Here is a 22,941-nt window from a genome sequence, read left to right on the forward strand (position 1 = left end):
CGGGCCCGGTGGACCAGCTGGACCACGCGGAGGATCCGATGCGGCGGGTGCTCGCCGGATTCACCCCCTGTCCGGCGGAGTTCGCGGAGCGCTACCGGGCCGCCGGACACTGGCGCGGCGAGACCTTCGGCTCGATGCTGCGCGAGCGCGCCGCCGCTCACCCCGACCGGATCGCCGTCGTCGACCCGGTCGGCGGCGAGGGCGAGGACCCGACCCGCCGCTGGACGTACGCCGAACTCGACCGGCGGGCGGACCGGATGGCCGCCGGGCTGCGCGCCCTGGGCATCGGCCGCGGCGACCGTGTGGTGGTCCAGCTCCCCAACATCGCCGAGTTCTTCGAGGTGGTCTTCGGGCTGTTCCGGATCGGCGCGCTGCCGGTCTTCGCGCTGCCCGCGCACCGGTACACCGAGATCTCCTACTTCTGCGCCTTCACCGGCGCCGTCGGCTACGTCGTCCCGGCCGTCGAGGGCGGCTTCGACTACCGCGAACTCGCCACCCGGGTAAGGGCGGAGACGCCGTCCTTGCGGCACGTCCTGGTGGCGGGCGGCGACGCGGGCGCGCACACGCCGCTGGCCGCCGTCCCGGTGGACCCGGCCGGCGACGGGGAGGAGCCGCAGCCCGAACCGGGGCCGGGCGACGTCGCCTTCCTCCAGCTGTCCGGCGGCAGCACCGGGGTGCCCAAGCTCATCCCGCGCACCCACGACGACTACATCTACTCGCTGCGGGGCTCGGTCGAGCTCTGCGGCCAGGACGAGAACAGCGTCTACCTCGTGGTGCTGCCCGCCGCGCACAACTTCCCGCTCAGCTCGCCGGGTTCGCTCGGCACCCTGTACGCGGGCGGCCGGGTGGTGCTCTGCCCGCAGCCGAGCCCCGAGACGGCGTTCCCACTCATCGAGCGCGAGGGCGTGACCATCACCGGCCTGGTGCCGCCGCTGGCGCTGCTCTGGCTGGAGGCCGCCGAGCGGCGCCGGGCGGCCGGGGCGCCGACCGGGCTGGAGAGCCTGGAAGTGCTGCTGGTCGGCGGTGCCAAGTTCAGCGAGGAGGCCGCCCGGCGGGTGCGCCCGGTGCTGGGCTGCACCCTCCAGCAGGTGTTCGGGATGGCCGAGGGCCTGGTCAACTACACCCGGCTGGACGATCCGGAGGAGGTCATCGTCACCACCCAGGGACGCCCGATCTCCCCGGACGACGAGGTGCGGGTGGTCGACGACCAGGACCGTGAGCTGCCCGACGGCACCACCGGCCACCTGCTCACCCGCGGCCCCTACACCATCCGCGGCTACTGGAACGCGCCTGAGCACAACGCCAACTCCTTCACCACGGACGGCTTCTACCGAACCGGTGACCTGGTCCGACGCACCGCCACCGGCCACCTGGTGGTCGAGGGACGGGCCAAGGACCAGATCAACCGGGGCGGCGAGAAGGTCGCCGCCGAGGAGATCGAGAACCACCTGCTGGCCCATCCGGCCGTGCACGACGCCGCGGTGGTCTCGATGCCCGACCCCTACCTCGGCGAGCGCACCTGTGCCTACGTCGTGCTGCGCGAGGAACACCGCGCGCGCCCGCCGAAGTCCGTCGAGCTGAAGCGCTTCGTGCGGCAGCGCGGGCTGGCCGACTTCAAGGTCCCGGACCGCGTCGAGTTCGTCGACGCCTTCCCCGCCACCGGCATCGGCAAGGTCAGCAAGAAGGACCTGCGCGCCGCCATCGCCGCCGGCCTCGCGACCGGCTGAACGCCCGACGTCCGCGACGTCCGCGACGTACCCGAAGTCCCCGAAGTACCTGAACTCCCCGACACAGCTAAGGAAGCACCGCCGTGGGCCTGCCCCGCATCCCCTCCTATCCGATGCCCGCCGCCACCGACCTGCCGGTCAACCGGGTCGACTGGACGGTCGACCCGTCCCGGGCCGTGCTGCTGGTGCACGACCTGCAGAACCACTTCCTGAGCGCCTTCGACACGACGGCCGCGCCGGTCACCGAACTGTTCGCCAACATCAACCGGCTGCGGGCCTGGGCGGCCGAACACGGCGTCCCGGTCGTCTACTCGGCGCAGCCGGGCGGCCAGACCCCCGAACAGCGCGGCCTGCAGCAGGACTTCTGGGGCCCGGGCATCCCGGACGACCCGCGGGCGGCGGCCATCGCCGACGCCGTCGCCCCGGCCGAGGGCGACCGGCTGCTCACCAAGTGGAAGTACAGCGCCTTCGTCCGCACCGACCTGGACGAGCTGCTGCGCGAGCACGGGCGCGACGAACTGGTGATCACCGGCGTCTACGCCCACATCGGGGTGCAGGCCACCGCCTGCGACGCGTGGATGCGCGACGTCCGGGCGTTCGTGGTGGCCGACGCGGTCGCCGACTTCGGCGCGGACGAGCACCGCGCCGCGCTCACCTGGGTGGCCGGACGCTGCGGCGTGGTCACCGCCACCGATGCCGTACTGGAAGGGAAGTGACGGGCATGGCCTTCACCGTGGAGCGGATCCGGGCCGAGGTCGCCGACCTGCTCGGCGAGGACCCGGCGGACATCCCGCTGGACGAGAACCTGGCCGACTGGGGCCTGGACTCGGTGCGGCTGATGGCGCTGGCCGAGCGCTGGCGGGCCGAGGGCGCCGAGGTGGCCTTTCTGCAGTTGGCCGAGCGCCCGGCCGTCGAGGCCTGGGCCGAGCTGCTCGGCGCGTCCTGATGGAGCCCGGCCCGGGGGCGCCCCGGCCCGCCGGGGTGCGGCGGTGGCCGGCGACCACGGCGATCGGCCCCTTCGAGGCGCAGGCCGCCCGGACGCCGGACGCCCCGGCGCTGCTGCCGGCCGGTGCGCCGCCGGTGAGCTACGGCGCGTTGAACGCGGCGGCGAACCGGACGGCGCGCTTCCTGGCGGAGCGCGGCGCCCGCCCCGGTACGGTCGTCGGCCTCGCGCTCACCCGCCCGGCCGACCTCGTGCCGGCGCTGCTGGCGGTGGCCAAGTCGGGGGCGGCGTATCTGGCGCTGGACCCGGACGACGCGCCGGGGCGGCTGGCCTGGCTGCTGGCGGACGCGTCGCCGGTCTGTGTACTGGGGGAGGGGGTGCGGGACGCGGAACGGCCGGCCGCCGCCGAACTGGCCGGCCGGGCGGTCACCGACCCGCCCCGGGCACTCGCCCCGCAGCATCCGCTCTGTCGGGCGTACGGCCCGGGCGGGCGGCCGGCGGGGGTGTGGACGACGCACGCCGAGGTGGACCGCCGGGTGCGCGAGCTGCAGGCCGCGTACGGGCTCGGGCCGGGCGACCGGGTGCTGCAACTGGGGCTGCCGCTGTGGGAGTTCCTGTGGCCGCTGCGGACCGGGGCGGCGCTGGTGCTGGCCGATCCGGACCGACCGGGCGAGGTGGGGGAGCTGGTCCGGGACGCCGGCGTGACGGCCCTGCGGGCCGCGCCCTCGGTGTTCGGAGAGCCACTGCCCGAGCCGGGACCGGTGCACCTCGTTCCGGAGCGCGGCTGACGACTGACAGCTGACGGCTGACAACTGACAGATTTCAGATGACAGATAACAGCTGACGGATTCTGAAATCTGTCAGCTGTTATCTGTCAGCCGTCAGCGCACCGCCGCCACCGCCGTCACCGCCGCCCCGCCGCGAAGTCCGCCGCCGTCCACGCCATGGCGACGGCGCCCCCCACGATCGCCCGGTCCGCCGCCGGTGAGACGGCGGCTTCGGCGAACGCCGCCTCGTGCGGGCCGCAGGCTCCGCCGGTGATGTCCAGCACCGGGTGGATGGCCGGCAGCACGTGCGAGACGTTGCCCATGTCGGTGCAGGCGAACGGTCCGCTCTCGACCGGCTTCGGACGCCCGACCGCCGCCGCGTTGGCCCGCCACAGGCCGAGCAGCCCGGCGTCGCTGCGGAAGTCCAGGTAGTCCGGCTCGGGCCGGGTCAGCTCGACCTCGCACCCGGTGGCCAGCGCGCCCGCCCGGAAGCAGTCCTCGACCCGGGTGCGCAGCTCGGCGAGGTCCTCGGCCACCGAGGCGCGGATCTCGTACTCGGCCGCGGCGCTGTCGGGGATGAGGTTGGGCGCAGTCCCGGCGGCCGTGGTGATGCCGTGCACCCGCCAGTGCGACGGCAGCTGCTGGCGCAGCAGCCCGAGGGCGACCTGCGCGACGGTGAGCGCGTCGGCGGCGTTGCGCCCCTCGTGCGGATCGAGGCTCGGGTGGGCGGCGCGGCCGGTGTAGCGCACGGAGAGGGTGCCGAGCGCGAAGGAGTGGAAGTCGGCGACCTCCACCGGACAGGGGTGGACCATCATCGCGGCGTCCACGCCGTCGAAGGCGCCCGCGTCCAGCAGCAGCGCCTTGCCCGCCCCGCGCTCCTCGGCCGGGGCGCCGATCACCCGCACGGTGAGCCCGAGCCGGTCCGCGTACGGGGCGAGACCGAGTGCGGCGCCGAGGCCGGCGGCGGCGATGAGGTTGTGGCCGCAGGCGTGGCCGAGCCCGGGCAGCGCGTCGTACTCGCAGACCACGGCGACGGTGACCGGACCGGACCCGAGGCGCGCGTCGAAGGCGGTGGGCAGGCCGTACGCGCCGGGCGCGACGGAGTACCCGTGGGCGCGCAGCAGTTCGGCGCACCACTCGGCGGCCCGGTGCTCCTCGAACGCGGTCTCCGGGTGGGCGTGGATGCGGCGGCTGAGCGCGAGCAGTTCGTCCCGGTGGGCGAGGACGCGCTCGCGCACCGCCTCCTTCACTCCCGGGTCGGCCACGGCCGGCTCGCTCGCGTTCAGTGGGGACATCGGCGCCTCCGGGGGCGTCAGGGCCCGCCTCCCGGCGGGCTGTTGACCAGACGATATGTAGATAGCTTAGGCTAACCTAAGTAGGCAGTAGGCGTTCCGTTGCGCCGGACCCGAGGAGCTCTCAGAACCATGCGTCGCCACCAGGCCGCGTCCGACCCCGTCGCCGTCCCCGCCGCAGCCGACGTGCCGCTGCTCGCCACCCAGGCGGCGATCTGGTACGCCCAGGCGCTCGACCCCGACAGCCCGGTCTACAACACCGGCGACGCCGTCGAGATCACCGGCCCGCTCGACGCCGAACTCTTCGAGACCGCCCTGCGCCGGACCGTCGACGAGGCCGACGCGCTCGGCGCCGTCGTCGTCACCGACGGCGCCGCCGGCGAGGCCCCGCACCAGCGCCTGGTCCCCGGCCGCCCCTGGCCCCTGCACCACCTCGACCTGCGCACCCACGCCGACCCCGAGGCCACCGCCGAGACCTGGATGCGCGCCGACCTCGCCCGCCCCGTCGACCTCGCCGAGGGCCCGCTGTTCACCCAGGCCCTCATCCGCCTCGACGACCGGCGCCACTGGTGGTACCAGCGCGTCCACCACCTCGCCGTCGACGCCTACGCGCTCACCCTCCTCGCCGGCCGGGTCGCCGAGCTCTACACCGCGCTCGCCACCGGCGCCCGCCCCAGCGACCGCACCTTCGCCACTCCCGCGGAGGCCGCCGCCGAGGAGGCCGCCTACCGGACGAGCCCGGACCACGCCGCCGACCGGGAGTTCTGGCGCACCCGACTGGCCGGCGCCGACGCCCCCGCCACCCTCCCCGGCGGCAGCACCCCCACCGGCACCCCCACGGCCACCCCCACCGCCACCCCCACGGCCCCACCCCGCCTCACCGCCGAACTGCCCGCCGGCACCCTGCCCCGCCTGGAGGCCGCCGCCAGGGCCGCCCGCGCCACCTGGGCCGAACTCGTCATCGCCGCCACCGCCGGCTACCTGCACCGCCTCGCCGGCACCGAGGACGTCGTGCTCGGCCTGCCGCTCGCCAACCGCCGCGGCCCCGCCGCCCTGCGCACCCCGATCGCCACCGCCAACGTGCTGCCGCTGCGCCTCGCCGTCCACCCCGGCGACAGCGCCGCCGAACTGCTGCGCCGCGTCGTCCTGGAAGTCCGAGACGTCCGCCGCCACCAGCGCTACCCGCTGGAGGACCTGCGCCGCGACCTCGCCCTCACCGGCACCCGCCGCGCCCTGTTCGGACCGATGGTCAACATCAAGGCCTTTGAGGGCGACCTCGACCTCGCCGGCCTGCCCGGCACCGTCCGCAACCTCGCCGCCGGCCCCGTCGACGACCTCGCCCTCGCCGTCTCGCCCGGCCCCGGCGGCGCCCTGCGGATCGGCCTCGAAGCCCACCCCGACCGCTACGCCGCCGACACCCTGGCCGCCCACCTCGACGGCCTGCTGCGCTACCTCGACGGCCTCGCCACGCTGCTGCTCGACGACCCGCACACGCCGATCGCCAGGATCGACCTGCTCGACGAGGACGCGCTGCGCCGGGCCACCGTCGGCCGAACCGAGCCCCCCGCCACCCGCACCGTGCCCGAACTGCTCGCCGAGCAGGCCGCCCGCACCCCGGACGCGGTCGCCCTGCGCTGCGGCGCCACCACCCTCACCTTCGCCCAACTCGACGCCGCCGCGAGCCGCCTGGCGCACCGCCTCACCGCCCTCGGCACCGGTCCGGGCACCCCCGTCGCCCTCGCCATGCCGCGCGGCGCCGACACCCTGGTCGCCATGTTCGCCGTGCTCAGGGCCGGCGGGGCCTGCCTCTCACTCGACCTCGCCCACCCCTGGCAGCGGATCGCCGACATCCTCGACGACACCCGCCCGGTCTGCGCCGTCGGCACCGCCGAGGCCCTCGCCGCCCTCCCCGGCGCCGCCGGACGCCCCGCCGTCGCCCTCGACGACCCGGCCGTGCGCGCCGACCTCGCCGCGCCGCCCGCAGCGGCGCTCCCCATCGGACCGCTGCCCGCCCCCGACCCCGCGCACACCGCCTACCTGCTGCACACCTCCGGCTCCACCGGCCGCCCCAAGGGCGTCGTCGTCACCCACGCCTCGCTCGCCAACCTGCACGCCGGCCACGGCGAGGACCACATCGCCCCCGCCGTCGCCCGCACCGGCCGCGAGCGCCTGCGCATCGCCCACAGCGCCTCCTTCGCCTTCGACGCCTCCTGGGACCCGGTGCTGTGGATGCTCCACGGCCACGAACTCCACCTGCTCGACGACGACACCTACCGCGACCCGGCCGCCCTCGCCGCCCACGTCCACCACGAGCGGATCGACTACCTCGACGTCACCCCCTCCTACCTCGAAGTCCTGCTCGCCGAGGGCCTGCTGGCCGAGGACCGGCACCGCCCCGCCGTGATCGCGGTCGGCGGCGAGGCCACCCCCGAACCGCTCTGGCGCCGCCTCGCCGCCGTCGACGGCCTCACCCCCGTCAACCTCTACGGCCCCACCGAGACCACCGTCGACGCCTACTCCTGGACCCCGGGACCGGACGGCACCCCCGTCGGCCGCGTCGTGCGCGGCTCGCGCGCCTACGTCCTCGACGGCTCGCTGCGCCCCGCCCCCGACGGTGCCACCGGCGAGCTGTACGTGGCCGGCGCCTGCCTGGCCCACGGCTACCTCGGCCGCCCCGACCTCACCGCCGAACGCTTCCTCGCCGACCCCTACGGCCCGCCCGGCGCCCGGATGTACCGCACCGGAGACCTCGCCCGCCGCCGCCCCGACGGCACCCTCGAATTCCTCGGCCGCGTCGACGACCAGGTGAAGATCCGCGGCTTCCGGATCGAGCCCGGCGAGATCGCCGCCGTCCTGGGCGAACTCCCCGGCGTCGACCGGGCCGTGGTGATCGCCCGCCCCGGCCCCAGCGGCAAGCGCCTGCTCGGCTACGCCGTCCCCGCCGCCGGCGCCGTCCTCGACGCGGCCGCGCTGCGCTCCGCCCTCGCCGCCCGGCTGCCCGAGCACATGGTGCCCGCCGCCGTCCTCGTCCTCGACAGCCTGCCGCGCACCGGCAACGACAAGCTCGACCACCGCGCCCTGCCCGAGCCCGAGTCCACCACCGAGACCCTTGGCGGCGCCGCGCCCGCCACCCCGCCGGAGGAGATCATCTGCGGGCTGTTCGCCGACCTCCTGGAGCGGCCCGGACTGCCCTCCCGTGAAGCCGACTTCTTCGACCTCGGTGGTCACTCCCTGCTCGCCGGACGGCTCGCCGCCCGGCTGCGCGAGGCCCTCGGGGTGGCCGTCGGCTTCGCCGACGTGTTCCGCAACCCCACCCCGGTCGCCCTCGCCGCCCTGCTGCGCGAGCGCTCCGCCCCCGAGCCGCGCCCCGCCCTGGTCCCCGTCGAGCGCACCGGGCACCTGCCGCTCTCCCCGGCCCAGCGGGGTCTCTGGTTCCACTACCGGCTCGAAGGTCCCAGCCCCACCTACAACATCCCGCTCGCCCTCACCCTCGCCGGACCGCTCGACCGCGACGCCCTCGCGCTCGCCGTGACCGACCTCGCGGCCCGGCACGAGACCCTGCGCACGGTCTACGGCGAGTCCGCCGACGGCGAGCCGTACCAGCGGATCCTGCCGCCCGCCCCCGTCGAGCTGCACCACGGCACCGGCCCGCTCGCCGACGCCGTCCGTTACGCCTTCGACCTCGGCGCCGAACCGCCGCTGCGTGCAAGCCTGTTCGACAACTCCGACGGCACCCGAACCCTTCTGTTGCTGCTCCACCACATCGCCGCCGACGGTGCCTCCACCACCCCGCTGGCCCGCGACCTCGCCGCTGCCTACGCCGCCCGCCTCGCCGGCCGATCCCCCGAACTTCCGCCCCTCGACATCCAGTTCGCCGACCACGTGGCCTGGCAGGCACGGCTGCTCGGGACCGCCGAAGCACCCGGCCCGCTCGCCGTGCGCCAACTCGACCACTGGCGCAAGGCCCTGGCCGGCCTGCCCGACCAGCTCGACCTGCCCACCGACCGCCCCCGGCCCGCCGTCGCCTCCCACCGCGGCGCCACCGTGCCGTTCCGCCTCGACGCCGACGCCCACGCCGCCCTGGCCGCACTCGCCCGCACCACCGGCACCAGCGTGTTCACCGCCGTCCAGGCCGGCCTCGCCGCGCTGCTCAGCCGGCACGGCTGCGGCACCGACATCCCGATCGGCACGCCCGTCGCGGGCCGCGAATCCGACGAAACCGCCGCCCTGGTCGGCTACTTCGTCAACTCCGTGGTGCTGCGCACGGAGACGTCCGGCGAGCCGACCTTCCGCGAGCTGCTCGGCCGCGCCCGCACCGCCGTCCTCGCCGCCCACGACCACGCCGACCTGCCCTTCGACCGCCTGGTCGAGGAGCTCAACCCGCCCCGCTCGCTCGCCCGGCACCCGCTGTTCCAGGTCATGCTCGCCTGGCAGTCCGTCCCCGACCGGGAGTTCGAGCTCGGCGGAGGCCTCACCGCCACCATCGCCGCGATCCCCTCCAGCACCGCCAAGTTCGACCTCACCCTCAACGCGGGCGAACTGCGCGAGGGCGGCATCGCGGGCTTCCTGGAGTACCGCACCGACCTCTTCGACGAGGCCACCGTCCAGGCGCTGGCCGAACGCCTGGCCCGGCTGCTCACCGCCGCCGCCACCGACCCCGACACCGCCGTCGGCCTCCTCCCGCAAATCAGTGCGCAGGAGCACCACCGCGCCCTGGTCGAGTGGAACGGCACCCCCGTCGCCTCACCGCCCGATGCGGCAAGGGCCGGCGCCACCCTGCCCGAGCTCTTCGAGGCCGCGGCCCTCGCCCACCCTGTGGCGATCGCCGCCAGTTGCGACGGCGAATCGCTCGAATACGCCGAACTCGGCGCCCGCGCCGACCGGTTGGCCCGTCTGCTGGCCGCCCGCGGCATCGGCCCCGGCACCATCGTCGCGCTCGCCCTGCCGCGCTCCCTGGACCTGGTCGTCGGCCTGCTCGCGGTCGCCAAGGCCGGCGCCGCCTACCTGCCGCTCGACCCTGAGTACCCGGCCGACCGGCTCGCCTACATGCTCTCCGACGCCGCCCCGGCCGCGCTGATCACCGATCGCGCCACCGCGCCCCGGATGCCCGAGCACCACGTCCCGCAACTCCTGGTCGACGGCGGCGAGTCGGACCGCTACCCGGCCGTCCCGCTCGCCCAGCACGAGCGCACCCGGCCGCTGCGCGCGGAGGACACCGCCTATGTGATCTACACCTCCGGCTCCACCGGCCGTCCCAAGGGCGTGCCGATCACCCACCACAACGTCGTCCGGCTGTTCTCCGCCACCGACCACTGGTTCGGCTTCGGCGCCGAGGACGTCTGGACGCTCTTCCACTCCTACGCCTTCGACTTCTCGGTCTGGGAGCTGTGGGGCGCCCTGCTGCACGGCGGCCGGCTCGTCGTCGTCCCGCACCTGGTCAGCCGCGACCCGGCGGCCTTCCTCGACCTGCTCGCCCGCGAGCGGGTGACCGTCCTCAACCAGACGCCGTCCGCCTTCTACCAGCTCAGCGCCGCCGACCGGGAACGCCCCGGCAGCGAACTCGCCCTGCGCTACGTGGTGTTCGGCGGCGAGGCACTCGAACTCGGCCGCCTCGACGACTGGTACGAGCGGCACGCCGAGGACGCGCCCACCCTGGTCAACATGTACGGCATCACCGAGACCACCGTGCACGTCTCCTACCTGGCCCTCGACCGCGCGAGCGCCGCCGCCGGCACCGGCAGCACCATCGGCGTCAACATCCCCGACCTGCGCGTCTACGTCCTCGACCCGTACCTGCGGCCCGTGCCGCCCGGCGTCACCGGCGAGATGTACGTCGCCGGGGCCGGCCTCGCCCGCGGCTACCTCGGCCGCCCGGCGCTCAGCTCCGAGCGCTTCGTCGCCGACCCGTACGCCGAACTGTTCGGCGAGCGCGGCACCCGGATGTACCGCTCCGGTGACCTCGCCCGCCGCCGCGCCGACGGCGTCCTGGAGTACTTCGGCCGCGCCGATCAGCAGGTCAAGATCCGCGGCTTCCGGATCGAACTCGGCGAGATCGAGGCCGTGCTGGCTTCTCACCCGGCCGTCGCCGACGCCGCCGTGATCGTGCGCGAAGACGTGCCCGGCGACAAGCGCCTGGTCGGCTACGCCGTCCTCGCCCCCGGCGCGGAGCCGGCCGGCGCGGAGGAACTGCGCGCCCGGACCGCCGCCGACCTGCCGGTCCACATGGTCCCGTCCGCCGTGGTGCTGCTGGACCGCCTTCCGCTCACCGCCAACGGCAAGCTCGACCGGCGCGCGCTGCCCGCCCCCGACGCCCCCGAGGCCGGCAGCGGGCGGCCCCCGCGCAACCCGCGCGAGCAGCAGCTCTGCGAGCTGTTCGCCGAGGTCCTGGGCGTCCCGGCGGTCGGCGTCGAGGACGACTTCTTCGCCCTCGGCGGCCACTCGCTGCTGGTCGTCCGGCTCGCCGGCCGGATCCGCGCCGTGCTCGGCCTGGAGGTCGGCATCGGCACGCTGTTCCAGGCACCCACCGTCGCCGCCCTGGACGCCGCGCTCGCCGCCGACACCCCCGGCGCCGACGCGCTGGACGTCCTGCTGCCGCTGCGGCCAACCGCCCCCGGCCGGCGCAACCCGCTGTTCGCCGTCCACCCGGCCGGCGGCCTCAGCTGGTGTTACACCGGCCTGATCCGCAACCTCCCGGCCGACGTGCCGATCTACGGCCTCCAGGCACAGGGTGTCGGCGCCGCCACCGCGGGCGAGCCGCTGCCCGCCACGATGGAGGAACTGGCGGCGCACTACGTCGACCGGCTGCGGGAGGTCCAGCCCGAGGGCCCCTACCGGCTGCTCGGCTGGTCCACCGGCGGCATCATCGCTCACGCCATGGCCGCCCGGCTGGAGGAACTGGGCTGCGCGGTCGAGCTGTTGGCCGTGCTCGACGCCTACCCGGCCGAGGGCTTCCGCGACCTGCCCGTCCCGGACCAGGCCGAGGCCCTGGAGGCGCTGCTCACCATGGGCGGCTACGGTCCGGAGGACCTCGACGGGCGGCCGCTCGAACTCGGCCACGTCACCGAGCTGCTGCGCCGCGAGGGCAGCCCGCTGGCCGGCCTGGACGACGCCACCGTCGAGGCGCTCAACCGGATCTACCTCCACATCAACCACCTGGTGCGCGGCTACGACCACCGCCGCCTCCGGGGCGACGTGCTGTTCTTCCGCGCCACCGTCGACACCATCGACGAGACCCTGGTGCCCGAGCTGTGGACGCCTTACGTGGCCGGGCGGATCGCCAACACGGACGTCGCCTGCTCGCACAAGGACATGACGCTGCCCGAGCCGATCGCGCACATCGCGGGCGTCGTCGCGGAGCACCTCGCCGCCCTCGACTCCCGCGCCTGACAACTGACAACTGACAGATAACAGATAACAGATAACGGATGACAGCTGACAGATTTTGAAATCTGTCAGCTGTCATCCGTCAGCCCGCCCACCGACCACCCCGTCTGGAGAACCCACCCCATGAGCGACGCCCCCGCCAACCCCTTCGACGGCGACGGCGAGTTCCTCGCGCTCGTCAACGACGAGGGCCAGCACTCGCTCTGGCCGGCCTTCGCCGCCGTCCCGGCCGGCTGGGCCGTCGCCCACGGGCCGTGCGAGCGCGCCGCCGCCCTCGACTGGATCACCGCCCACTGGACCGACCTCGACCCGGCCCGATGAGCCGGCCGGACACCCAGCCCGCCCCCGCCCCCGGCCCCGCCCCCGCCCCGGCCCCTGGTCCGGACCCCGCCCCGCCCCCAGGGCCCGCCGACGGCCCGTCCCCAGGGGCCGCCGATGGCCCGGCGCCGCGCCCGCTGTTCGCCGGGCGCCTCGCCGTGGTGCTGGTCTACACGGCCGCGATGTGCATGAACGGCCTGGACTCGACGATCGTCAACCCGGCCCTGTTCACCATCGCCGGTGACTTCGGCCGCCCCGTCTCCGCCGCCAACGCCGTGGAGACCGCCTTCCTGGTCGGCCTCGCCGTCGGCCTCCCGGTGGCCGGCTGGCTCGGAGACCGGTTCGGCGTGCGCCGGGTCTTCCTCGGCTCGCTCGCCGTCTTCACCCTGGCCAGCGCGCTGTGCGCGGCCGCGCCCGGCCTCGGCGCGCTCACCGCCGCCCGCGCCGTGCAGGGCGTGGCGGGCGGTCTGCTCACCCCGGTCGGCATGACCCTGCTGTTCCGGGCGTTCGAGCCGCACGAGCGGGCGGGCCTCGGCAAGGTGCTGATCGTGCCGACCGCGCTGATGCCGGCACTCGGCCCGCCGCTCGGCGGCCTCCTCACCGAACACCTCTCCTGGCACTGGCTGTTCCTGGTCAACGTGCCGATCGGGGTGGCGGCCGTGCTCACCGGCCTGTTCGGCCTGCGCGACCGGGAGGAGCCGCCGGCCGGCCGCTTCGACACCACCGGCTTCCTGCTCGCCACCCCCGGCCTCGGCCTGCTCACCTACGCGCTCGGCTTCGGCCCCGCGCACGGTTGGGGCTCCCCGGCGGTGGCGGCGTCTGGGGTCCTCGGTGTGCTGCTGCTCGGCCTCGCCGCCCGACACCAACTCCGCGCCGGGGAGCCGCTGGTGGACCTTCGGCTGCTCGCCGACCGGTCCTTCGGCGCGGCCAGTTGCCTGGCACTGCTGACCGCCGCCGGCCTGATGGGCGCGCTGTTCGCCTTCCCGCTGCTCCACCAGGCGGCGTTCGGCGCCTCGGCGCTGGACGCGGGCCTGAGCGTCTTCCCCGAGGCGATCGGCCTGATGGCCGCCTCGCAGGTGGTCGACCGGCTGCTGCCGAAGCTGGGCCCGCGCCTGCTCGCACTGCCCGCCCTGCTGCTGGCGGCGCTGGTGCTGGCCGCGCTGGCGGTGCCCGGCGTCGGCGAGAACGCCTGGGCGGTGCGGGCGCTGATGTTCGGTGTCGGCCTGATCCTGGGCACCGCCGTGCTGACCGTGCAGATCGCCGGGTTCGCCGACGTGCCGCCGCCCGCGATGGGCCGCGCGATGGGCCTGTTCACCATCGTCCGCACCCTCGGCGGCGCCTTCGGCATCGCGGGCGCGGCGGCCCTCATCGGCGCCCTGTCCGAGGACGGCACCCACGCCACCGACCCCGGCCCCTACCGGATCGCCCTGCTGGCCACGGCCGCCGCGGTCGCCCTCGGCGCCCTGGTCGCGGCGCGCCTCCCCAAGGAGGCCCCGGGGCCCCCGCCGCTGGACTGACGACTCCGCATGACCGACGGCCCGCCAGGCTCCGCAACCCGGCGGGCCGTCCTGTCACCCCGCCGTCCCGTCGTCCCGACACCCCGCCACCCCACCGCCGCGCCGTCCCGCCGTCCCGCCCCCGGCCCCGCGCTCAGAACTCCTTGACCAGCCGCCGGTGCCCCGGCCCCCACCGGTATCCGAGCGCCGTGTTCACCGCGACCATCGGCACGTTCCCGGCCTCGACCTCGGTGCGTACCGTCCGCACACCGTGGTAGGCGAGGTGGCGGGCGGCGTGCAGTTTGAGGGCCCGCGCCAGCCCCCGGCCCCGCCAGGCGCGCAGCACGCCGGTGTAGTCGATGTGGCAGGCGTGCGGGTCCGGGACGGCGTGCACGACGGTGACGCCGACGATGCGGCCCGTGCACTCGACGGTGAACACCCAGTCGGGCCGGCCGCCGGGCGCGCCCAGGGCATCGGCACGCCACTGCTCGAACTCCGGGAGGGCGTCGACGAATCCCGGGTTGTCCCGCAGGGTCTCCCGGTAGAGGTGGTGGAGCTGCCGTTCGGGCTCGGGCGCGGTGGTGGTGGCGAGCGTGTCGAGCACCATGCCGGGCGGTGCCTGCGGGGCGGGCAGGTGCGGTCCGACGGCGGCCACGGCCGAGCGGATGTGCGCGTCCATCCGGTAGCCCCGGCCGAGCAGCAGGGCGGCCAGGTCGGACGGGCACGTCCCGTGGCTGTGCCCCGACGCCCCGTGCCCGTCCGGGAACTCGCCGAGCAGCCGGGAGGCGCCGGCCCCGCGCGCCCAGCGCTCCAGCCCGTCGTAGAGCGGCAGCAGCCAGGCCGGCGCACGGCCGGGCGCGCTGACGGTGAGCGAGGCGAGGTCACCGGGCGGCGTCCAGGGCGCGCGCCAGGCGGTGGCGAAGGCGAGCAGGTCCCCGGACGGTCCGGGGTGCACCAGCCGCACCCGCCCGTGCCCGGTGAGCCGCCCCCGGTGGTCGGTGGAGAACGCGTCCGTGTCCGGCAACGCCGCGTCCCGCTCCCGGAGTTCGGTCGCCGTCACGGGCGCGGGTCCGTCGGCCGACAGCAGCTCGGCCAACGCGGGGTAGTCGACGGCGGGCAGGAACGGGCGGATCACCGGCGACCGCCGAGGGCTGAGTCCATCACATGTGACACGGTACTGACCCACGGTCGGCCCCGCCGGGCTTTTTCCGGAAGCACCCGTCGTCCCGGAACGGTCACTCGACGGGGTGGTGAAAGCCCGAATCCCCGGCGGCCGGGCGCGGCGGGCAGTACGGTGCCCGCATGACCGTGCTCGTCCGCCGTCGTCACATCGACTTCGGCCGCATCCACTCCACCGGCTGTCCGGTCATCGTCTGATCGTTCGATCGCCCGGCCCGTCCGGCCGCGCCGCCACACGGGGCGCCGCCGCGGCCGTCGTCCGCCCCGCCGGGGAACGCCGTCGACGCGTGCGCACACCCAAGAGGCTCGCCCCTCCGCGCACCCGCAGGCCCGCGCGCACCCCGGCCGACCACGATCCGACCGCCCCGAAGGGACAGCCGTCCACCATGACCGACACCGCCACCGACCACTACCTGCGCAACAACGCCGACTACGCCACGGCCTTCGACGGGCCGCTCCCGCTCCCGCCGGCCCGCCGCACGGCCGTCCTGGCCTGCATGGACGCCCGGCTCAACGTCTACGGCGCGCTCGGCCTCGCCGAGGGCGACTCGCACGTGATCCGCAACGCCGGCGGCGTGGCGACCGACGACGCGATCCGCTCGTTGGCGATCAGCCAGCGGCTGCTCGGCACACGGGAGATCATCCTCATCCACCACACCGACTGCGGCATGCTCACCTTCGGCGACGACGCCTTCCGCGAGTCGATCCGGGAGGAGACCGGCGTCAAGCCTCCGTGGGCCGCGGAGGCCTTCGCCGACGTGGAGACGGACGTCCGGCAGTCGGCCGCCCGGATCCGCACCAGCCCCTTCGTCCCGCACCGGACCTCGGTGCGCGGCTTCGTCTTCGACGTCGCGACCGGGCTCCTCAAGGAGGTCGTGCTCTGACCGGCGGGCCCGGGTGCGGTCGGCGCCGCTCCCGGGCCCCGCTCCTCAGCGTCCCTGCGGCGCGGCCGTGCCCAGCAGGTGCACCAGGCCGTCGGCCAGACCGCCGCGCCAACAGGCGTAGTCGTGGCCGCCGTTGAACTCGCGGTAGGCGAGGTCGTAGCCACGCGCGGTCAGCACGTCGCGCAGATGGCGATTCTGGGTGAGCAGCATCCACTCCTGGAGTCCGACCTCCACCCAGAACCGGGCGCCGCCCTGTTCGGTGGCGGCGAACTGCCTGGTCAGCCACTCGCTGCCGCCGTCGAACTCGGTGCCGTCCGGCCACCAGAACGAGCCGGACTGCGAGAGCGCGTTGCCGAACCGGGCCGGGCGGCGGAAGGCGGCGAAGGCCGCGGTCAGGCCGCCCGCGCTCTGTCCGGCGATCACGGTCCGGGCCGGGTCGGCGGTGGCGCGGTGCTCGGCGGCGGCCCAGGGCAGGATCCGGTCGGCGAGCAGGTCGACGAAGTCCGGGTTGCAGCTGAGGTCGTCCGGCCGGCCGGGGCCCATGGTGTGGACGAGCAGGGCGACGGTCGGCGGGACGAGGCCCTCGGCCGTCAGGTTGTCCAGGGTGTCGCCGAAGGACAGCACCTCGCCCCACATCTCGCCGTCCAGCAGGACCAGCACCGGGTACGGTCCGGCGTCGGCGCGGTGCCCGGCGGGCAGGTGCACGTCGATCCGCCGCCCGGCCACCTCGGCGCGTACGGTGCGGCCGCGGGGCACGTCGGCGCGCCGCGCCGCGTACGGCTGGGCGGGTGCCTCCGGCAGGGCGAGCACCGAGGAGGGGCGGCGCCCGTCGCGGGCGGGCAGCAGTTCCCCGGTGCCCCGCGGATCGGGGCGGGCGCCGTCCAGGACCCGCAGCCAGTCGGCCCGCCGGGTGCCGGGGACGGCGCCGCGCACCGGGTACAGCTGGTAGGACGCCCGGTGGTCGGCGCGCAGCCGGTAGGTGCGCGACCAGCCGCCGGCCCGGCGTTCCATCAGGTGCGGGGTGAGGTCGCCGGCGTGCCGGTCCTTGTCGGTGACGGTGTGGACGAGCGCGAGCACGCCGTCGTACGGCGGCCCGTCCGGCTCGTCGCGCAGCACGAAGGTCACCTGCCGGTAGGCCGGGTCGTCCGGGTCGGGGTCGACCAGCGGCGCGCCCTCGGCGGCCACCCGGTCCCAGAACTCGTCACCCATCGTGGTCCGTTCGGTCGGCACGGGAAGAACTCCTCAACGGTCAGGCGGGGTTGCCCTTGCGGCTGAGCAACACCCAGAGCAGGAAGGGGCCGCCGAGCACCGTGGTGACGATGCCCACCGGGATCTCGACACCGGAGATCAGCACCCGGCCGAGCGTGTCGGCCAGCACGATCAGCACCGCGCCGACCAGCGCCGAGCCGAGCACCGGCACCCGGGCCGGGCCGGCCAGCCGTCCGGCGACCACCGGCGCGGCCAGTGCGACGAAGCCGACCGGCCCGCAGACGCCGACGGCGAGGCCGGCCAGGGCCACCGCGAGCAGCAGGCAGACGAGCCGGACCCGGCCGGGGTCGACGCCCAGCGAGGAGGCGACGTCGTCGTCGAACCGCAGCACGGCCAGTCGGCGGGCCACCACCAGGGCGAGCGGCACCAGCACGGCGAGCCCGATCAGCACCGGCGTGGCCACCGCGTAGTCCCGGCCGTTGAGGCTGCCGGAGGTCCAGACGTACAGCGAGGTGGCCGAGCTGAGCGAGCGCCGGGCCATCGCCACCTGGATGACGGCGGAGGCGAGCGCCGACATGGCCAGGCCCACCACCAGCACCCGGTAGCCGCGCGCGCCGAGCCCGCCGGAGACCAGGGTGACCACGGCGACGGCGGCCAGCGCGCCGATCGGCCCGGCCCACCAGGCGCCGAACGCGCCGGAGGCGGTGACCGAGATCAGCACGGCGGCGGTGGCGCCGTCGTTGACGCCGAGCAGTTCGGGGGTGGCGAGCCGGTTGCGGGCCAGCGTCTGGGTGAGGCAGCCGGCCAGGCCGAGCGCGGCTCCGGCGGCGAGGCCCGCGACGATCCGTCCGAGCCGGAACTTCTGCACCAGCAGTACGTCCAGGCGCTCCCCGTGGCCGAAGACGGCCTGGAAGGTGCGGCCGAGGCCGAGTTCGCTCTGCCCGGCGTGCGCGGAGACCACCACGGCGGCCAGCAGCGCGGCGGACAGGCCGAGCGCGGCCGCCGTGGAGCGGCGGGGGAGCAGCACCGACAGCGCGCCGCGCCGGATCACCAGGTCGGGCCGGGGCGGCTTCTCCTCGGTGTGGCCGTGGCGGCCGGAGGATTCGGCGGGCGCGGTGTCGGTCATGCCGAGCGCGGCGGTCCTGCGGGAGCGGACGATGGCGATCAGGGCGGGCGCGCCGATCAGCGCGACGATCACCGACACCGGGGCCTCGAACGGCCGGGCCACCACCCGGGCGAGCACGTCGGCGCCGGTCAGTACGGCGGCGCCGACGAGCCCGGCGAGCAGGGTGAGCCGGCCGACCCGGGGCCCGGCGACGGCGCGGGCCAGGAAGCCGGCGAGCAGGCCGAGGAAGGAGATCGGCCCGGCGAGGGCGACGGCGGAGGCGGTGAGCAGGGTGACGGCGAGGGCGACGGCGGCCCGGGTCGCGCCGGGGCGGTGGCCGAGGCCGCGGGCGAGGTCGTCGCCGAGCGCGAGCGCGGACAGCGGCCGGGTGGTGAGCAGGGCGACCACGAAGCCGACGCCGAGCGCCGGGGCGAGCTGGCGCAGCGTCGTCCAGCCCTCCACGCCGGCCAGCGAGCCGAGCACCCAGACCCGGTAGCGGTCGTACGCCTCGGGGGAGTTGACGATCAGCACGCCGGTCAGGCCGCCGAAGGTGGCGCCGACGGCGGAGCCGCCGAGCACGAGCCGCATCGGGGAGCCGCCGCCCCGGCTGCCGGCGATGGCCAGGACCAGTCCGCTGGCGAGCACGGCGCCGCCGAAGGCGAAGGCGAGGTAGCCGTAGGAGGTCTGTACGCCGAGGACGGCGATGCCGAGCACGACCCCGAGCGAGGCGCCGGCGTTGACGCCGAGCAGGCCGGTCTCGGCGAGCGGGTTGCGGGTGACGGCCTGCAGTTGCGCGCCGGCCACGCCGAGGGCGCCGCCGACCAGCAGCGCGGTCAGGGTGCGGGGCAGGCGCAGGTCGCCGACGACCAGGGCGAGCCGGCCGTCGGCGCGGGCGCCGTCGGTGTCGAGCAGGTAGTCCAGCACCCGGCCGGGGCCGACCTCGCCGGCGCCGACGGACAGCGAGAGCGCGGTGAGCGCGAGCAGGGCGGCGAGGATGCCGCCGACGGCGGCCCAGGAGGTGCGGCGCGACCGTTCGGCCGCCGGCGGGGCGGGGGCGGGGGCGGGGGGACCCGCGTCGGCCGCCTCGGCGGTACCCACTTGCGACAATGTCATAAGGTAAGGCTAACCTAATGGTGATCGCGGTCGGACGGGTGTCCGACGCCGCGTCGGATCCGTCCGGATCGTCCAGGTGCACGGCGCCGCAGCGCAGTTCCACCGCTCCACCGTCCGCACCGCCCGTCTGCAACACCCCTGCCCGGAGGCCCCCATGTCGACCCCGTCGACCCCCCAGAGCCCGTTCGACCTCGCCCGCCGCCGTGCGGTCCAGGTGCTGGCCGCCACCGGGGCGGCCACGCTCCTGCTCGTCGGCTGCGGCTCGTCGGGCTCCTCCGACAAGGGTTCCTCCGGCGCCGGCTCCTCCAGCACCGGCTCCCCCTCGGAGCAGGGCTCGCCGTCCGCCGCCGCGGGCGGCCCGGCCGCCGACGCGGCCGGCGGCAAGCGGACCGTCAAGGACGCCACCGGTACGGCCGTCGAGATCCCCGCCGAGCCCAAGCGCATCGTCACCCTCACCCAGGAGGACCTCGACGCGGTGCTCGCCCTCGGCCTCAAGCCGGCCGGCATCACCAACGGACAGGGCCTCAACGAGCCGCCGGCGTACCTGAAGGACAAGGTCCAGGGCGTCCCGGTGGTCGGCAACCTGCTGCAGCCCGTCATGGACAAGGTGATCGCCGCCAAGCCCGACCTGATCCTGGCCGGCGACATGCAGGACCAGCAGGTGCTCAAGCAGCTGCGCGAGATCACCCCGGCCACCCTGGTCACGATGGCCCCGACCGACGACTGGAAGCTCTCCTTCCGCGGCATCGGAAACGCCGTCAACAAGCTCGACCAGGCCAACAAGGTGATCGCCGACTACGACGCCAAGGCCGCCAGGACGGGCGGCGAGCTCGGCGAGAACAAGGGCAAGGCCGTCTCCATCGTCCGCTGGAACCCGACCGGCCCCAGCTGGATGGAGAAGAAGCAGTTCGCCAGTGGTGTCGCCCTCGACATGGGTCTGACCCGCCCGCAGGCCCAGGACAAGGACGGCAACGCCCACACCCCGGCGCTGAGCCTGGAGAAGATCAACGAGATCGACGGCGACTGGCTGTTCCTCTCCACCCTGACCGACGACGGCAAGGCCGCGCTGAAGGACGTCCAGTCCAAGCCCGCCTACCAGGAGCTGAACGCGGTGAAGAACAACCACACCGTGACCGTCGACGGCTCGGTCTGGTCCACCCGCGGCGGCCCGCTGGCGGCGGACGTGGTGATCGGCGACATCGCCAAGGCGCTCGGCGCCAAGTGACCGCCGGCGGCGGGCGCCCCTCCGTGCGGGGCGTCCGCCGCCCGGTCCGCGTTCCCCTCCCAATCGAAGGAAACCGCGATGGAGTTGACGGTCGAGGGCCTCACGGCCGGGTACGGCCCCGGGCGTCCGGTGCTGGGCGGCGTGGACCTCACCGTGCCCGGCGGGCAGGTGGTGGCGATCGTCGGCCCCAACGGCTGCGGCAAGTCCACCCTGCTGCGCTCGATCGCCCGCCTCCACCGGCCCGACTCCGGGCGGGTGCTGGTCGGCGGAGAGGACGTCTGGAAGCTGCGGCCCCGCCAGGCCGCCCACCGGGTCGCGCTGCTGCCGCAGAGCCCGCAGGCCCCGGAGGCGGTCACCGTCGCCGGGCTGGTCCGCTACGGCCGCCATCCGCACCAAGGGCTGTTCCGGCAGTGGTCGGCCGACGACGAGCGGCTGACCGCCGAGGCGCTGCGGGCCACTGGCGTCGAGGAGTTCGCCGACCGCCGGCTCGACCGGCTCTCCGGCGGCCAGCGGCAGCGCTGCTGGCTGGCCATGGTGCTCGCCCAGGACGCCCCCGTCGTGCTGCTCGACGAGCCGACCAGCGCCCTCGACCTCGGCCACGCGGTGGAGGTGCTGGAGCTGGTCCGCGAGGTCGCGGCGGGCGGGCGCACCGTCGTCATGGTGCTGCACGACCTCGCGGCGGCGGCCCGCTACGCCGATGTGGTGGTGGCGATGCGCGGCGGCGAGGTGATCGCCTGCGGTGCGCCGCGCGAGGTGGTGGACGCACCGCTGGTGCGGGCGCTGTACGACGTGGACAGCGATGTGCTCGCGGCCCCCGGGGACGGCGCGCCGGTGATCGTGCCGCGCGCGGGGACCCGCTCGGCGGTCCGCTCGGCGGCGGGGTCGGCAGCCGGGTCGACGGCCTCGCCGACCGGCTGAGGCGCGCCCCTCGCGGGCGTGCCGGGGTCCCTCGAACGGTCGTGCGGGCGCGGCGGGTTGCGACCGGCGCCGGGCCGGGTGTGGTCTGCTGGACGGGCGTCCGCCGGACGTCCGTTCCGCCGCCGCGTCCGCCCCCGCCGTGCCCCGGGAGAGGTCACCGATGCCCCGTCGTTCCGCCGCGCTGTTCGCCGCCCTCGCCCTCGTGCTCGGCCCGGCCGTCACCGTCGGCTGCTCCTCGGCCGCCGCCCCCGAGCCCGGTGGCGCGCCGTCCACCCCGGCCTCGGCGCCCACCTCGCCCGCCTCGCCCACCTCGGCCGCCGAACCCGCGCCCACCGCAGCGACCCCGTCCCCGACGCCGTCCCCGACCCCGGGTGCCGCCGTCTCGGTGGACGTCTCGGGCACCGTCACCGACGGCCTGGCCTCCCCGTGGGGCCTGGCCGTCCTGCCGGACGGCGACCTGCTGGTCTCCGAACGCGACGACGCCCGGATCCTGCGCGTCTCGGCGAAGGACGGCACGAAGACCGTGGCCGGCACGGTCCCCGGCGTCACCGCCGGCGGCGAGGGCGGCCTGCTCGGCCTCGCCCTGTCACCCGGTTTCGCCTCCGACCACCGGGTCTACGCCTTCTACTCCACCGCCTCCGACAACCGCATCGCCCGCCTCGACTACGACCCCGCCCGCCCGGCCGGATCCCAACTCGGCGAGCCGGTGGCGCTGTTGACCGGGATCCCGCACGGGGGCCGGCACAACGGCGGACGGATCGCCTTCGGCCCCGACGGTCTGCTGTACGCCGGCACCGGCGACGCGAGCGAACCCCCGCTCGCCCAGGACCGCGACTCCCTCGGCGGCAAGGTCCTGCGCCTCAGCCCGGACGGCGCTCCCGCTCCCGGCAACCCGTTCCCGGGCTCGCCGGTCTGGTCGCTCGGCCACCGCAACGTCCAGGGACTGGCCTGGGATCCGCAAGGTCGGCTCTGGGCCTCGGAGTTCGGCCAGGACACCTGGGACGAGCTGAACCTGATCACCCCCGGCGGCAACTACGGCTGGCCGACCGTCGAGGGCGCCGCCGGCCGGCCGGGCCTCGTCGACCCGGTCGCCCAGTGGCACCCCGCCGACGCCTCCCCGAGCGGCATCGCCCACGCCGCCGGGGGCGTCTGGATGGCCGCCCTGCACGGCGAGCGGCTCTGGCGCGTCCCGCTGGACGGCGACCGGCTCGCCGCCCCGCCCATGGACTTCCTCTCCGGCGCGTACGGCCGCCTGCGCGCCGTGGTGGCCGACCGGGACGGCACCCTGCTGCTGCTCACCGACAACACCGACGGCCGCGGCGATCCGCGTCCCGGCGACGACCGGATCCTGCGGCTGACCGTCAATCGGACGTGATCCCGAC

Annotated in this window: 15 protein-coding genes; 11 read left to right on the forward strand and 4 right to left on the reverse strand. The window is 75.6% G+C overall.

Annotation, left to right across the window (positions count from 1 at the left end):
* Window positions 1–38 precede the first annotated feature (38 nt).
* The 4 genes from ACFU9E_RS22210 to ACFU9E_RS22225 all read left to right on the forward strand — a co-directional run bounded on the left by ACFU9E_RS22210 (window position 39) and on the right by ACFU9E_RS22225 (window position 3,458).
* The gene (locus ACFU9E_RS22210; RefSeq protein WP_380679876.1) at window positions 39–1,727 is read left to right on the forward strand and encodes a (2,3-dihydroxybenzoyl)adenylate synthase; all 1,689 of its coding nucleotides are present in this window, start codon (window positions 39–41) and stop codon (window positions 1,725–1,727) included.
* A gap of 83 nt (window positions 1,728–1,810) precedes the next feature.
* Window positions 1,811–2,443, forward strand: a complete 633-nt coding sequence (locus ACFU9E_RS22215) for an isochorismatase family protein (protein ID WP_380679831.1) — start codon at window positions 1,811–1,813, stop codon at window positions 2,441–2,443.
* A 5-nt stretch (window positions 2,444–2,448) separates the two neighbouring features.
* Window positions 2,449–2,673, forward strand: a complete 225-nt coding sequence (locus ACFU9E_RS22220) for a phosphopantetheine-binding protein (protein WP_030391815.1) — start codon at window positions 2,449–2,451, stop codon at window positions 2,671–2,673.
* Window positions 2,673–3,458 (forward strand): AMP-binding protein, encoded by a 786-nt coding sequence (locus ACFU9E_RS22225; RefSeq protein WP_380679834.1) that lies wholly within the window; start codon window positions 2,673–2,675, stop codon window positions 3,456–3,458. Before ACFU9E_RS22220 ends, ACFU9E_RS22225 begins: the two co-directional genes overlap by 1 nt.
* Window positions 3,459–3,574: 116 nt before the next feature.
* On the opposite strand, the gene ACFU9E_RS22230 is transcribed toward ACFU9E_RS22225, so the two are convergent.
* A complete protein-coding gene (locus ACFU9E_RS22230) occupies window positions 3,575–4,732 on the reverse strand; it encodes a M20 family metallopeptidase (protein WP_380679837.1) in 1,158 nt (385 codons plus the stop codon).
* 129 nt (window positions 4,733–4,861) lie between these two features.
* Here ACFU9E_RS22230 and ACFU9E_RS22235 point away from each other — a divergent pair, with 129 nt between their 5' ends.
* From ACFU9E_RS22235 to ACFU9E_RS22245, 3 genes are all read left to right on the forward strand, one after another.
* Window positions 4,862–12,115, forward strand: a complete 7,254-nt coding sequence (locus ACFU9E_RS22235; RefSeq protein ID WP_380679839.1) for an amino acid adenylation domain-containing protein — start codon at window positions 4,862–4,864, stop codon at window positions 12,113–12,115.
* Between the two features lie 120 nt (window positions 12,116–12,235).
* A complete protein-coding gene (locus ACFU9E_RS22240; RefSeq protein ID WP_380679842.1) occupies window positions 12,236–12,433 on the forward strand; it encodes an MbtH family protein in 198 nt (65 codons plus the stop codon).
* Window positions 12,430–13,947, forward strand: coding sequence for a DHA2 family efflux MFS transporter permease subunit (locus ACFU9E_RS22245; protein WP_380679845.1), 1,518 nt, complete (start codon window positions 12,430–12,432; stop codon window positions 13,945–13,947). The genes ACFU9E_RS22240 and ACFU9E_RS22245 overlap by 4 nt, the downstream gene beginning before the upstream one ends.
* Before the next feature lie 133 nt (window positions 13,948–14,080).
* Here the strand turns inward: ACFU9E_RS22245 and ACFU9E_RS22250 are convergent, their stop codons facing one another.
* On the reverse strand, window positions 14,081–15,061 hold the full coding sequence (locus tag ACFU9E_RS22250; protein WP_380679848.1) for a GNAT family N-acetyltransferase: 981 nt from the start codon (window positions 15,059–15,061) through the stop codon (window positions 14,081–14,083).
* Window positions 15,062–15,491: 430 nt separating this feature from the next.
* Between ACFU9E_RS22250 and ACFU9E_RS22255 the strand changes: the two genes are divergently transcribed.
* The gene (locus tag ACFU9E_RS22255) at window positions 15,492–15,989 is read left to right on the forward strand and encodes a carbonic anhydrase (protein WP_355362752.1); all 498 of its coding nucleotides are present in this window, start codon (window positions 15,492–15,494) and stop codon (window positions 15,987–15,989) included.
* Between the two features lie 45 nt (window positions 15,990–16,034).
* On the opposite strand, the gene fes is transcribed toward ACFU9E_RS22255, so the two are convergent.
* Both fes and fhuB read right to left on the reverse strand, forming a co-directional pair.
* Window positions 16,035–17,198, reverse strand: coding sequence for an enterochelin esterase (gene fes, locus ACFU9E_RS22260; protein WP_380679879.1), 1,164 nt, complete (start codon window positions 17,196–17,198; stop codon window positions 16,035–16,037).
* A 40-nt stretch (window positions 17,199–17,238) separates the two neighbouring features.
* Window positions 17,239–19,416, reverse strand: a complete 2,178-nt coding sequence (gene fhuB, locus ACFU9E_RS22265; protein WP_380679852.1) for a Fe(3+)-hydroxamate ABC transporter permease FhuB — start codon at window positions 19,414–19,416, stop codon at window positions 17,239–17,241.
* 154 nt (window positions 19,417–19,570) lie between these two features.
* On the opposite strand from fhuB, the gene ACFU9E_RS22270 reads away from it, so the two are divergent.
* From ACFU9E_RS22270 to ACFU9E_RS22280, 3 genes are all read left to right on the forward strand, one after another.
* Window positions 19,571–20,641 carry an ABC transporter substrate-binding protein gene (locus ACFU9E_RS22270; protein WP_380679855.1) on the forward strand — a complete coding sequence of 357 codons (1,071 nt, stop codon included), beginning with the start codon at window positions 19,571–19,573 and terminating at the stop codon, window positions 20,639–20,641.
* A 78-nt stretch (window positions 20,642–20,719) separates the two neighbouring features.
* Window positions 20,720–21,559 carry an ABC transporter ATP-binding protein gene (locus ACFU9E_RS22275; protein ID WP_380679858.1) on the forward strand — a complete coding sequence of 280 codons (840 nt, stop codon included), beginning with the start codon at window positions 20,720–20,722 and terminating at the stop codon, window positions 21,557–21,559.
* Between the two features lie 160 nt (window positions 21,560–21,719).
* On the forward strand, window positions 21,720–22,934 hold the full coding sequence (locus tag ACFU9E_RS22280; protein ID WP_380679861.1) for a PQQ-dependent sugar dehydrogenase: 1,215 nt from the start codon (window positions 21,720–21,722) through the stop codon (window positions 22,932–22,934).
* Window positions 22,935–22,941: the final 7 nt, after the last annotated feature.

This window comes from Kitasatospora sp. NPDC057595 (genome assembly GCF_042800875.1).
Classification (GTDB): domain Bacteria; phylum Actinomycetota; class Actinomycetes; order Streptomycetales; family Streptomycetaceae; genus Kitasatospora.

Excerpts from the sequence above, each read along its gene's own strand:
- ACFU9E_RS22210 (WP_380679876.1), top strand. The coding sequence starts at position 39 with ATGCGGCGGGTGCTCGCCGGATTCACCCCCTGTCCGGCGGAGTTCGCG.
- ACFU9E_RS22220 (WP_030391815.1), top strand. The coding sequence starts at position 2,449 with ATGGCCTTCACCGTGGAGCGGATCCGGGCCGAGGTCGCCGACCTGCTC.
- ACFU9E_RS22225 (WP_380679834.1), top strand. The coding sequence starts at position 2,673 with ATGGAGCCCGGCCCGGGGGCGCCCCGGCCCGCCGGGGTGCGGCGGTGG.
- ACFU9E_RS22230 (WP_380679837.1), bottom strand. The coding sequence starts at position 4,732 with ATGTCCCCACTGAACGCGAGCGAGCCGGCCGTGGCCGACCCGGGAGTG.
- ACFU9E_RS22235 (WP_380679839.1), top strand. The coding sequence starts at position 4,862 with ATGCGTCGCCACCAGGCCGCGTCCGACCCCGTCGCCGTCCCCGCCGCA.
- ACFU9E_RS22240 (WP_380679842.1), top strand. The coding sequence starts at position 12,236 with ATGAGCGACGCCCCCGCCAACCCCTTCGACGGCGACGGCGAGTTCCTC.
- ACFU9E_RS22245 (WP_380679845.1), top strand. The coding sequence starts at position 12,430 with ATGAGCCGGCCGGACACCCAGCCCGCCCCCGCCCCCGGCCCCGCCCCC.
- ACFU9E_RS22255 (WP_355362752.1), top strand. The coding sequence starts at position 15,492 with ATGACCGACACCGCCACCGACCACTACCTGCGCAACAACGCCGACTAC.
- fes (WP_380679879.1), bottom strand. The coding sequence starts at position 17,198 with ATGGGTGACGAGTTCTGGGACCGGGTGGCCGCCGAGGGCGCGCCGCTG.
- fhuB (WP_380679852.1), bottom strand. The coding sequence starts at position 19,416 with ATGACATTGTCGCAAGTGGGTACCGCCGAGGCGGCCGACGCGGGTCCC.
- ACFU9E_RS22270 (WP_380679855.1), top strand. The coding sequence starts at position 19,571 with ATGTCGACCCCGTCGACCCCCCAGAGCCCGTTCGACCTCGCCCGCCGC.
- ACFU9E_RS22275 (WP_380679858.1), top strand. The coding sequence starts at position 20,720 with ATGGAGTTGACGGTCGAGGGCCTCACGGCCGGGTACGGCCCCGGGCGT.
- ACFU9E_RS22280 (WP_380679861.1), top strand. The coding sequence starts at position 21,720 with ATGCCCCGTCGTTCCGCCGCGCTGTTCGCCGCCCTCGCCCTCGTGCTC.